Here is a 10400-nt window from a genome sequence, read left to right as displayed (position 1 = left end):
CCTCGGCGCCCGCGGTGCGCTGGCAGCATCCGTGGCTCGCGGCGGGGGTGCTCGTGTCCTGGGCCGGATGGGCGGGGTGGACGGTGGCTCCGGCGCATTGCCCGTTCCCGGACCCCATGGTCACGACTGTGCGCGGAAAGGAGGTGTGATGGCTGGCAGGCTTCCCAAGCCGGTCGGCACGTTCGGCAAGCCCCGCGAGCCGAAACGACAGCGAAACGGTAAGTGGCGCACCACGGTCTACTACTACGGCGCGGGCGGCCGCCGCCAGATCGAACGCTACGGCGCCAGCCCCGACGACGCCCGCAACCGGCTCGCCGAAGCCATGCGCGACCACCGCGAACAACTCGGCGCCGTCCGCATCACCGCCACCACCAAACTGATCGATCTCGCCGCCGAACTGCTCGCCGAACTCCGCGCCGACCCCGCCTACACCGAAGGCAACATCGAGGACTACCGGCGCGAAATCTATGTCTCCCGCGACTCACGCGCCGACCCGAAAACCGTCAAAATCGAGAACTCCCTCGGCAATCTTCAGGTCTGGCAGGCCACCGCCGGTGAGCTCGACCGCCACCTGCGCCGCCTGACCGCCCTGGGCCTGCGACGGAAAGCCAAGCAGCACAAGATAATCCTGCGCGCGATGATGCAGATCGCCGTGCGGCACGGCGCGATCGACACCAACCCCATCGACGGAGTCGCCCCGTTCACCCGCCGCCGCAAACCTGCCCGCGGAAAGGCCGGCGACCACCACGCGCTGCCCGCCTTCCGCGCCCAGATCCGCGCCTGAGCCCGCGGTGAAGCCATCCCCGGCACCCCCGCCTACCGATCCGGACCCCGCCGCGACTGGACCATGGTGTGGGTCGTCGACGTCATCACCGGCACCGGCATCCGCCCCCACGAGGTGTTCGCCCTGCCGATCGACGACATCCACCTCGACGCCACCGACCCCTACCTCGACATCACCGGCACCCTCGTCGAAGTCCGAGGACCCGGCCGCGGCCGCTGGATACGCCAACCGTTCCCGAAAACCGACCGCAGCTGGCGCCGGATCCTGCTCCCACCCCACACCGTCGAAGCCATCCGCGAAGCCCTCGCCGAACTCGCCGCCTCCGGCCACCCCAACCCCCACCGGCTGCTGTTCCCCTCCCGCACCGGCACTCCCCGCAACCCCAACAACTTCGGCCGCATCTGGCGCGCCGCGCGCGGCAGCGAGTTCGCCTGGGTCACCCCCCCCCCCCGCACCTTCCGCCGCGGCGCGGGCACCGCCATCGACCACGTCCACAGCGACACCGAACGCGCGGCCCGCCAACTCGGCAACACCCCCGACGTCGCCCGCATCCACTACATCGACGCCCCCGAACTCGTCCCCGACCACCGCGACATCCTCGAACGCTGGGCACGCGGCGAACCCCCACCAAAAGTATGAGATTTCGGTGAGACCACCTCGAATCCCACCCACACCCCCGAAAAGAAAAACCCCTTCCGACCTGGCCGGAAGGGGAAAATCTGGTCGGGCTGACAGGATTTGAACCTGCGACCCCTTGACCCCCAGTCAAGTGCGCTACCAAGCTGCGCCACAGCCCGTTGCCCCCGCTCAGCGGGTGCTCGATGAGCCTACCCACCACCCCCGCTCACCACCAAATCGCCTGGCCGTAACAGCTCAGAGTCGCCGGACCTGGGCGACCGCGCGGACGTCGGAGGACACCGTGAACCAGAGGGTGAGTGCGTCGGCGGAGGACGAGGATCGGAGGTGCAGGGGTTCGCCGAAGCGGATCGGCTTGTTGTACTCCAGCACGTAGCGGTGCGGGCCGGCCGTGAGATCTCTTGCGGGAGAGGCGAATTCGTGGACGCCGTGCCAGTAGGCCGTGTTCGTCATGTGCGAGAAGTGATCGATGTCCGTGCGGCGCAACGGAAACGGGACGCCGGGCGAGTCCGGGGCGGGGTCGGTCAGCCATTGCTTCCAGCGCAATCGCTGGTCCACCGCCGTCGTGGCCATCAGCTCCGAGAACCGGTCCGATACCCGGGACGGGCTCATCGTCTCCTTGTTCATGTGAATCCAGAATCCCTCGCTCTCGATCAGGCCGCCGTTGTCGGCGTCGATCCGGACCCGCATGGCGAGCCAGCGCGAGGACATGGCGCCGCACCAGCGTCGGATGCGCAATGTGGCGGGCCATTCGACGGGGCGGACGACGTCGATCACGGTGCGGCGCACGATCCAGTGCGGGTGGGTGTCCATGGCGCCGGTGTGGACGAGGTGGTCGACGCCCGCCTCCTGGAGGTGGCGGGCGATGCCGTCGATGCGCAGGTATTGATGTTCGTCCATGTCGACGGTGCCGAACCTGCGTTCGACGTCGAAGATGTGCCCGGACTCGGGGAGGGGCGTGAGGGGGTGGGTCGCCGGATCGAGCGTCGGCGGGCTCGCGAGCTGCGTCATGCACGTCCTCCGGAAGACTCGGGAAGTTCGTGGATCGCGATCGAGCCTAGTCCACCCGAGCGCGGCGCCCGCGGTGCGCGACCGCGGGCGCCGGGGAAACTAGCGCACGACCTCGAACTGGTCGCCCGGTTCGATGTAGTCGTAGAACGCCTTCGCGCCCTCGGGGACCATGCGGATGCAGCCGTGGGACTGCTCGTCGACCGGGCCGATGTGGGTGGCGATATCGCCGTTGAAGAAGATGGCCCAGCGCATTTCCGCGTTGTGCATCGTGCTCCAGTGGTACTCCTTCTTGAACGCCGCCTTGAACACGCCCGGCGGCGTCTCGTACCCGGCACGGCCGTGCGAAATGGGGGTCGGCCCGTACACGACCCGGCCGTGGTCCATGAGCCAGCCCTCGTTGGTCGACAGCTGCAGGCACGCGCGCGTCTCCGGGGAGGTGCACGGCGCCTGGATCGGGGCCGGTTGGACCAGCGCGCCGGCGCCGGGGACGTCGGGCCCGCCGGGCCACAGCGGGTCGGCCTGGGCGGGCGCGGCGACCGTCACGGCGGCCAGGCCGCCGAGCATGACATGCCCGAGCAAACGCATCGTTCTCATCGAGACCTCTCTATCCCGTAGGAAACTGCTGACGAACTGGGCGTGAATCGTGATCATTGTGTCTCGTGCCCGTCCCGGCCACCGGCATTTTCGCGACAGCGAGGCGTGACGTGCCGTATCGACTCCGCGCCCGGCAAGCGGAGCCCTCTCCTCCGTGCCAGACTGTCGTGGGTTTTCGACACGGTAGAGGTGGGCACAGTTCGATGACGGCAACGGTTTCGCAAGCGGCACAGCGTGTTTCGGCGTCCCAGGCGCGACTGAAGGCGACCGAGGCGGTGGCGATGCCGTTCATGGTGTCCGCCCCGATCCAGACGGCGTGGTGGCTGCGCGGGCCGCTGGACCGGGAGCGGCTCGCGGCATTGCGGCAGGGACTGATCGACGGACCGCTGACCCGGCGGCTGGTGGCGGCGCGGGTGCCGGGCGCCCGCCCGTACTGGTCGCGCAGCGGCCACGACTACCCGATCGCCGTCGAGTCCGCGCCGCGGCCCGCCGCCGACGCGGTGCGCTGGCTCGAGGAGCGGGCCGCGGTCGCGCTGGATCTGGCCTCGGGCCGCGGCTGGGACTTGTCGGCGACCGAACTCGACAACGGGGAATCGCTTGTGTCGCTGCTGGTTTCGCACGCCATCACCGACGGCCAGGGCCTCTTCACGGCGATCGATCTCGCCGCGCGCGGCGACGCCTCGCAGACCGCGCCCGAGGCAACCACGCCGGGACTCGCCCGCGAACTCGCCGACGCCGCGAAATACGCAGCCCTGCTGCTGCCCGGCGGGGCGCTGCTGCGGCGCACGGCCCGGCGCGCGGCCCGCAACACCGACGGCGGACCGCTGGCGGCCCGGCTGCCCGCGATCGTGGCGCTCGACGGCGCAAAGCTGCGCACGAGCGCGCAGGAGTACGGCGGCACCGCGACCGGCCTGGTCACCACCGTCGTCACCAACCTCGCGCACGCCTTGCGCGGGCGGCCTACGGGAGAGCTACGGGTGGCGTCCTGGGTGAGCAGCCGCGCGGGCGCGGAGGTCGGGACCGGCAATATGGTCGACCTGGCCGAGTTCACCCTGCCGCTCGCGGCGGGCGCCCGCTACACCGATCTCGCCGAGGTCCGTACCCGCAGCAAGGCCGCCTACACGAAGGCCGGGCCGCCGAACGTGCTCGCGGTGGGTCCGGACGCGATCGTGTCCAATATCGGCCCGATGCCCGAGGCGATGCCCGGCGCTCTCGGCCCGGCCCGCGCGTTCGCGACCCGCGCCTGGATCCCCTCGACCGCCCTGCTGCACAAGCCCTACAACCACAGCGTGCGGGTCTTCGTCCAGACCACCCCCGACACGACCTACCTCACCTTCCAGCCCCCGCTGCCCGCCACCACACCCCTCGCGCCGCTGGTCGTCGAGGAGTTCGAACAGTGGGGGCTGACACCCGAATTCGTCTGGTAGTCAAGACTTTTCGACCAGCAGCGGGGCGGGCAGCGCCGGGGTGCGGGTGACCGTCGCGCCCGCCTGGGCGGCGAGGCGGGCGAACACGACCGCGTCGTGCACCGCGGCCCCGCCCGGATCGTTGTTGAAGTAGACGAACACGTCGTGCCGGTCGTCCCATTCCGCGGCGAGCCGCTCGACCCACGTCGCCAGCACCTGTTTCCGATATCGCGGCGGATGCTGTTCGCGCCCCGAGTGCAGCCGCAGATACCCCCACTCGGCGGTCCGCCACAGCGGCGCGACCGGTTTCGCGCGCACATCGGCCCAGCACAGCGTGGCCCGCCGCCGCTCGAGCACCTCCCGCACGGCGGGCGTCCACCAGGATTCGTGCCGCGGCTCGACGGCCACCCGCACCGCGCTCGGGAAACACGCCAGGCACTCGTCGAGCAGCCCCGCGTCGACCTGCAAGGTCGGCGGCAGCTGCAACAGCACCGGCCCGAGCCGATCCCCCAGTCCCGCGGCATGATCCAGCAACCGCCGCACCGGCTCCTGCGGCTCCCGCAACCGCTTGATGTGCGTCAGGAACCGGCTCGCCTTCACCGCGACCACGAAATCCCCCGGCGTCCGCTCCCGCCACGCCGCGAACACCTCCCGACTCGGCAGCCGATAGAACGCGTTATTGCTCTCCACCGTCGCGAACCCGGCCGCGTACTGCTCGAGCCACAGCCGCTGCGGCAGCCCCGCCGGATACAGCACATCCCGCCAGTCCCGGTACTGCCACCCGGAGGTGCCCACGAACAAGGTCACCCCTCCATGGAAGCACCCCGTCGAAGAGCATGCCGGGGTACAAGGAAAGCTCGGCGCGCCGGGGTACAAGGAAAACTCGGCGCGCCGCGGTAGAGGGAAAGCTCGGCGTGCCGGGGTCAGGAAAACTCGGCGCGCCGCGGTCCCTACTCCCGCCCCTCCACCACGAACCGCATCCCCTTCGGGAAATACGTCATCCCCGCCTCCGGCGTGACCACCGCCCCCGGCGCCACCCGAATCCGCCACCGCCGCAACACCTCCGACAGCACCACGGTGATCTCCGTGACCGCGAAGGTGTCGCCGATGCATTTGCGCGGACCGGCCCCGAAGGGCAGCGCGGCCTGGCGCAGGGAGTTGCCGACCCGCTCCCAGCGATCGGGATCGAAGGCGTCCGGATCGTCGATGAGGTCAGGGTCGTGACCGGTGAGGTACGGGCTCAGCAGGACCGAGGAGCCCTCGGGGATGAGGTGCCCGCCCAGCGTGACGTCCTCGACGGCGCGGCGTGTGATCAACCAGATGGGCGGGCTGTGCCGCAGGGCCTCGTCGATGACACGGGTCGTGTACGGGAGCCGCACCAGATCCGCGGGCTCGATCGGCCGCTCCCCCAGCACCTCCCGTAGCTCACCCACCACCCGCTCCGCCACCTCGGGATGCTCGCTCAGCCGGACGAACAACCACGTCAGCCCCGTCGCGGTCGTCTCGGTCCCCGCCAGCAGAAACGTCACGATCTGATCGTGAATCACGCTGTCGGACAAGGCGTTCGAGCCCTCCCGCGCCGCCAGCATCATGCTCAACAGGTCACCCCGCCGAGTGTCGTCGCGCCGATAGTCCGCGATCACCCGATCGACCAACGGATGCAGCCGCGCGACCAGTTCCCGCCACTCCCGATTGCGCCGCAGCGGAAGGCGATTCAGCACCGGCAGCGGGCTCATCGCCCGCCGGTAGGACAGCTCCAGCATGCGCGGCAACCGCTGCTGCACCTCGGCGGCCAACTCGTCGGCGACGGGTGCGGAGGTGATGGCCCGCGCGACGACGCCGAGCGTGATGGCCGTCATCGCGATGCGCGCGTCGAGGATCTGCCCGGCGCGCCACGACCGCGTGTGCTCGGTGACCTGCTCGCGCATGATCGTCAGGTACTCCGCGAGCCGCTCCCGATGGAACGCCGGTTGCAGCAACAGCCGATGCAGCCGATGCGTTTCGCCGTCGGAGCTGAGCAGCCCCCGACCGAAGACGTCGCGGAAATGCTCCACCGCCACGCCCTTGTCGAACGACCGGTACTTGGCGACGAACAGCTCGTGCGCCACCGCGGTCGAGGTGATCACATACGCCCGCTGCGGCCCGATCCGGATCCGCACCACATCGCCCACCGCGCGCAGGGATTCGAACCAACCGATCGGATCGTCACGCAGCCGCAGCGCGTGCCCCAACAGCGGCAACCCACCGGGCGCCTCGGGTGAATCCGTTGCGGGCGCGGACATTTCACGATTGTCCCCCGAAAGCCCCGCACCCGCAGCCGTTTCGACTCCGAGCCCCGAACGTCCCGAAACCAACCGAACCCCCCACCCGAAGACAGGCGAGGGGTCCGGCCGACACGAACGAGATCAGCGCACGGTCACATTCAACGAGAACTGCTGCGCCGGAGCCGCACCCTGCTCCCACGGCCGCACCGACACCAACGTCAGCTTCGTCGTACCAGGGGAAGCGGCCGTGAAGGTCCACACCACGGTGCCGGGCGAGCCGGGCATCGGGTTGGCACCGGGACGGAACTGCGGGTCACCCTCCTGCGCCAGCACGTTCTGGTCGACCTCGCGCAGCTGCCACTGGTAGCCGGTGGACGGGTTGTCCGGCAGCGCGACCGCGAGCTCCTGCCCGACGGTCAGCGCCTGGGACTGACCGTCCCCATCGGTGCCGACGAGGATCGGCTCCGAGATCGGCGACGCGAGGGTCGGCACGGGTCCCGCCGCGGCGGCGGTCGTCGCACCGGCGGCCAGGGCGGCGCCGAAGGCGATCATCAGTAGAGGTGTACGCACCACAATCCTTTCAAGAGTTACGGGCGCCCACACCTTACCGGCGTCGCCGTGCCGCGCAGCGGGATTCACGGCTTCCGGGCCACCCCGCCGTACGCGCCGGAGGCTTCGGGCCGCTCGCCGACGTCGCCGGGATTCTCCGGGCGCCACAACGGCAACGGCACCAACCCGGGTTCGATCAGCGGCCAGTCGTGGAAGTAGGCGGCGATCTCGTCCTTGCTCCGCAACACGATCTCGGTCGAGGTGCGCCCCGACAGCTTCTGCGCCTCGAGCACCTCGGCGGGCTGCCCGTCGGAGGTGGCGTGCGTGATCGCCAGATAGCTGCCCGACACCACCCGCTCCTGCAACCGCCGCACGCCCGCGCCCGGATCCGCCTCGTCGGGAACGAAATGCAGGACGCCCAGCAACAAAACAGCGACCGGTCGGTTCAAATCCAGCAACCCCGTCACCGCGGGATCGGCCAGAATCGCCTCGGGCTCGGCCACATCCGCCTGCACCACGATCGCGTTGTCGTTTCCGTCCAGAATCGCCCGACTGTGCGCGACGGCCACCGGATCGATATCCACATACACCACTTTGGATTCCGGGTTGCGCGACTGCGCCACCTCGTGCACATTCCCGACGGTCGGTATGCCCGAACCGAGATCGAGGAACTGATCGATACCCGCGTCCACCAGGAACCGCACGCAGCGCCGCAACAGATCCCGGTTGGCGCGCATGGTCTCGGCCACATCGGGGGTGAACTGCTCGATCTGACGGGCGAGCATCCGATCGATCTCGAAATTGTGCATCCCGCCGACGAAATAGTCGTAAACCCGGGAGGCGCTGGGACGGTCCAGGTCGATGCCCTCCGGCGCCCAACTCGGTCTGGTCATGAGAACCTCTCTGCGCGATTCGCCCGCCCGGAAGGCGAAGCATCGCAATCGTATTCGAGGAACTTTCGAAATGTTTGCCGTTCACACATCCGCGATCATCGGGCTACGATGCATCGTCATGGCGTGGGATGGGTCCGAAATCGACGGCCCGCACGCCGAACTGGCCGAGCGGTGGGCGGCCGCGCTCGGCGGCGGGACACGCGATCACGTGGTTCCGCTCAGCGCGGCCGAGGTGCGACACCTGCTGACGGGGCTGGCCGCCGATCTGCTCGTGGCCGCGGCCACCGGCGGCACCGCCCGGGTGGCCGAGGTCGGCGCGGCACTCGCGGCGGCGCACTTCGTGGGCGACGAGGTGCTCGGCCGCAGCGTCACCGTGCTCAGCGACTGGTTCGCCGAAACCGGTGTGCCCCGGACACATTCGGCCGAACTGCTCGGTTCGTTCGCGGCGGGCTACCTGCGCGCGTTCCGGGCCTGGCTGCTGGCCGAACAGGAGAGCGTGCGCCGCGCCGACATCGCCGCGCGCCGCCTGGTGGAGGATCGGCTGCGCGCCAGCGAGGCCCGGCTGCGAGCGGTGTTCGCGCAGGCCGGAATCGGCACCGGCCTGTCCGATATGACCGGACGCATCATCGAGGTGAACGCCGCCTTCGCGCGCATGCTCGGCTACACCCCCGAGCAGATGTGCGCCCTCGCCGTCACCGACCTCACCCACCCCGACGACCCGCCCGACATGTGGAACCGCTACGGCGGCCTGATCGGCGGCGAGCAGGACAACGTCCAACTGGAGAAGGCGTACCTGCACCGCGACGGCCACACCGTGTGGACCAACATCAACGTCTCGCTCATCCGCGACGAACACGGCGCCCCGCAGTACACCCTCATCCTCGTCGAGGACATCTCCGAACAGCGCGCCCTGCGCGAACGCCTGAACTACCGCGCCCACCACGACCCGCTGACCGGACTGGCCAACCGCTCCCGCTTCTTCGACGCGCTGCACAGCGCCTTCGCCGACCCGCGGGCCGAATCGGCCTGTGCTACATCGACCTCGACCATTTCAAGACCGTCAACGACACCTTCGGCCACGCCCTCGGCGACGAACTGCTCGTGCGGGCCGCGAACCGGCTGCGCGACTGCGTGCGCGAACCCGACCGGCTGGTGGCCCGCATGGGCGGCGACGAATTCGTCATCCTGGTGCCCGCGACCACCGGCACCGCGGAACTGGCCGCCCTGGCCCGCACGGTGCTCGCCGCCTTCGCCGAACCGTTCGAGATCCGCGGCCACCGCCTCACCGTGACCGCGAGCATCGGCGTGATGACCGAACAACCCGGCTACGACACCACCGACACCCTGCTCCAGGCCGCCGACACGACCATGTACTGGGCCAAGACCGGCGGCCGCGGCCGCTTCGCGGTGTTCGATCCGGACCGCCGCCGCCGCGAGCACACCCGCGCCGAACTGACCGCCGCCCTGCCCGCCGCGGTCACCCGGGGCGAGTTCTTCCTCGACTACCAGCCCATCGTCAGCCTCGCCGACGAACTGCCCGTCGCGGTGGAAGCCCTGGTGCGGTGGCGACATCCGGAGCTGGGCGTGCTGACCCCTACTCGGTTCATCGATCTGGCCGAGGACGCCGGACACATCGCCGCGCTCGGCACCATGGTGCTCGAACAGGCGTGCCGCGACGGCCGCGGCTGGTACGACAAGTTCGGCGACCGGACACCGGTCGTCAGCGTCAACGTCTCCGCCGCCGAGGTCGCCGATCCCGCCTGGCTCGGCCGGGTGCAGACGATCATGTGCGACACCGGAATCGCGCCCGAGCAACTGCAACTCGAACTCACCGAGAGCGCGTTCATGCACACCAGCGGACGCCCGTTACAGGCGTTGCGGGATCTCGCCGACGCCGGGGTGCGCATCGCCATCGACGACTTCGGCACCGGCTACTCGAACCTCGCCTACCTCGGCCAGCTACCGCTGCACGTGGTGAAACTGGCCGGACAGTTCATTCACCGCATCCGCGCCTCGTCGAGCGCGGACCGCGGGGACCTGCTGGTGCTCGAGACCATCGTCGACCTCAGCCACGCCCTCGGCCTGACCGTCACCGCCGAATGCGTGGAGACCCCGCATCAGGCCGATCGCCTGCTCGGTCTCGGCTGCGACACCGCCCAGGGCTGGCACTTCCATCACCCCATGGCCGCCGATCGGCTCACCGATCTGCTCGCCGACATCGGTCCCGCGACAAATCCGGGCCGGGAGTAGGACACTTGATCAC

Annotated in this window: 10 protein-coding genes, 1 tRNA gene and 1 pseudogene; 5 read left to right on the top strand and 7 right to left on the bottom strand. The window is 69.8% G+C overall.

Annotated elements, in window-relative coordinates:
• The first annotated feature begins 148 nt into the window (after positions 1–148).
• Positions 149–784, top strand: a complete 636-nt coding sequence (locus ACWDSJ_RS35265) for a hypothetical protein (RefSeq protein ID WP_450037120.1) — start codon at positions 149–151, stop codon at positions 782–784.
• A 63-nt stretch (positions 785–847) separates the two neighbouring features.
• Positions 848–1423, top strand: coding sequence for a hypothetical protein (locus tag ACWDSJ_RS35260; RefSeq protein ID WP_450037119.1), 576 nt, complete (start codon positions 848–850; stop codon positions 1421–1423).
• A gap of 81 nt (positions 1424–1504) precedes the next feature.
• On the opposite strand, the gene ACWDSJ_RS35255 is transcribed toward ACWDSJ_RS35260, so the two are convergent.
• From ACWDSJ_RS35255 to ACWDSJ_RS35245, 3 genes are all read right to left on the bottom strand, one after another.
• Positions 1505–1581 (bottom strand) — tRNA-Pro (locus tag ACWDSJ_RS35255).
• 76 nt (positions 1582–1657) lie between these two features.
• Positions 1658–2431, bottom strand: a complete 774-nt coding sequence (locus ACWDSJ_RS35250; protein ID WP_450037118.1) for an acyl-[acyl-carrier-protein] thioesterase — start codon at positions 2429–2431, stop codon at positions 1658–1660.
• A gap of 99 nt (positions 2432–2530) precedes the next feature.
• Positions 2531–3025 (bottom strand): L,D-transpeptidase, encoded by a 495-nt coding sequence (locus tag ACWDSJ_RS35245; protein WP_450037116.1) that lies wholly within the window; start codon positions 3023–3025, stop codon positions 2531–2533.
• 203 nt (positions 3026–3228) lie between these two features.
• On the opposite strand from ACWDSJ_RS35245, the gene ACWDSJ_RS35240 reads away from it, so the two are divergent.
• Positions 3229–4452, top strand: coding sequence for a hypothetical protein (locus ACWDSJ_RS35240; protein WP_450037115.1), 1224 nt, complete (start codon positions 3229–3231; stop codon positions 4450–4452).
• Here the strand turns inward: ACWDSJ_RS35240 and ACWDSJ_RS35235 are convergent, their stop codons facing one another.
• From ACWDSJ_RS35235 to ACWDSJ_RS35220, 4 genes are all read right to left on the bottom strand, one after another.
• Complete coding sequence (locus tag ACWDSJ_RS35235) at positions 4453–5238, bottom strand: DUF72 domain-containing protein (RefSeq protein WP_450037113.1); 786 nt, start codon at positions 5236–5238, stop codon at positions 4453–4455. It lies immediately after the preceding gene.
• 143 nt (positions 5239–5381) lie between these two features.
• Positions 5382–6713, bottom strand: a complete 1332-nt coding sequence (locus ACWDSJ_RS35230; protein WP_450037112.1) for a cytochrome P450 — start codon at positions 6711–6713, stop codon at positions 5382–5384.
• 123 nt (positions 6714–6836) lie between these two features.
• Positions 6837–7247, bottom strand: coding sequence for a protease inhibitor I42 family protein (locus ACWDSJ_RS35225; protein ID WP_450037110.1), 411 nt, complete (start codon positions 7245–7247; stop codon positions 6837–6839).
• Positions 7248–7330: 83 nt separating this feature from the next.
• The gene (locus ACWDSJ_RS35220) at positions 7331–8137 is read right to left on the bottom strand and encodes an SAM-dependent methyltransferase (RefSeq protein WP_450037108.1); all 807 of its coding nucleotides are present in this window, start codon (positions 8135–8137) and stop codon (positions 7331–7333) included.
• Between ACWDSJ_RS35220 and ACWDSJ_RS35215 the strand changes: the two are divergent.
• Both ACWDSJ_RS35215 and ACWDSJ_RS35210 read left to right on the top strand, forming a co-directional pair.
• Positions 8106–9002 (top strand): annotated as a pseudogene (locus ACWDSJ_RS35215) (PAS domain S-box protein); the annotation flags it as partial. The gene ACWDSJ_RS35220 and the pseudogene ACWDSJ_RS35215 sit on opposite strands and share 32 nt — an antisense overlap.
• Entirely contained in the window at positions 8954–10387 is a 1434-nt protein-coding gene (locus ACWDSJ_RS35210) for a putative bifunctional diguanylate cyclase/phosphodiesterase (RefSeq protein ID WP_450037107.1), read from the top strand. The pseudogene ACWDSJ_RS35215 and the gene ACWDSJ_RS35210, both read left to right, overlap by 49 nt.
• Positions 10388–10400 lie beyond the last annotated feature (13 nt).

It is taken from the genome of Nocardia sp. NPDC003482 (assembly GCF_053588115.1).
The sequence above is the reverse complement of the archived record's forward strand: the minus strand, read 5'-3'. Positions and strand labels throughout refer to the sequence as shown.

What these genes read in the sequence shown, in the direction of transcription:
- ACWDSJ_RS35265 (WP_450037120.1), top strand. Translation starts at nt 149, where the DNA reads ATGGCTGGCAGGCTTCCCAAGCCGGTCGGCACGTTCGGCAAGCCCCGC.
- ACWDSJ_RS35260 (WP_450037119.1), top strand. Translation starts at nt 848, where the DNA reads ATGGTGTGGGTCGTCGACGTCATCACCGGCACCGGCATCCGCCCCCAC.
- ACWDSJ_RS35250 (WP_450037118.1), bottom strand. Translation starts at nt 2,431, where the DNA reads ATGACGCAGCTCGCGAGCCCGCCGACGCTCGATCCGGCGACCCACCCC.
- ACWDSJ_RS35245 (WP_450037116.1), bottom strand. Translation starts at nt 3,025, where the DNA reads ATGAGAACGATGCGTTTGCTCGGGCATGTCATGCTCGGCGGCCTGGCC.
- ACWDSJ_RS35240 (WP_450037115.1), top strand. Translation starts at nt 3,229, where the DNA reads ATGACGGCAACGGTTTCGCAAGCGGCACAGCGTGTTTCGGCGTCCCAG.
- ACWDSJ_RS35230 (WP_450037112.1), bottom strand. Translation starts at nt 6,713, where the DNA reads ATGTCCGCGCCCGCAACGGATTCACCCGAGGCGCCCGGTGGGTTGCCG.
- ACWDSJ_RS35225 (WP_450037110.1), bottom strand. Translation starts at nt 7,247, where the DNA reads ATGATCGCCTTCGGCGCCGCCCTGGCCGCCGGTGCGACGACCGCCGCC.
- ACWDSJ_RS35220 (WP_450037108.1), bottom strand. Translation starts at nt 8,137, where the DNA reads ATGACCAGACCGAGTTGGGCGCCGGAGGGCATCGACCTGGACCGTCCC.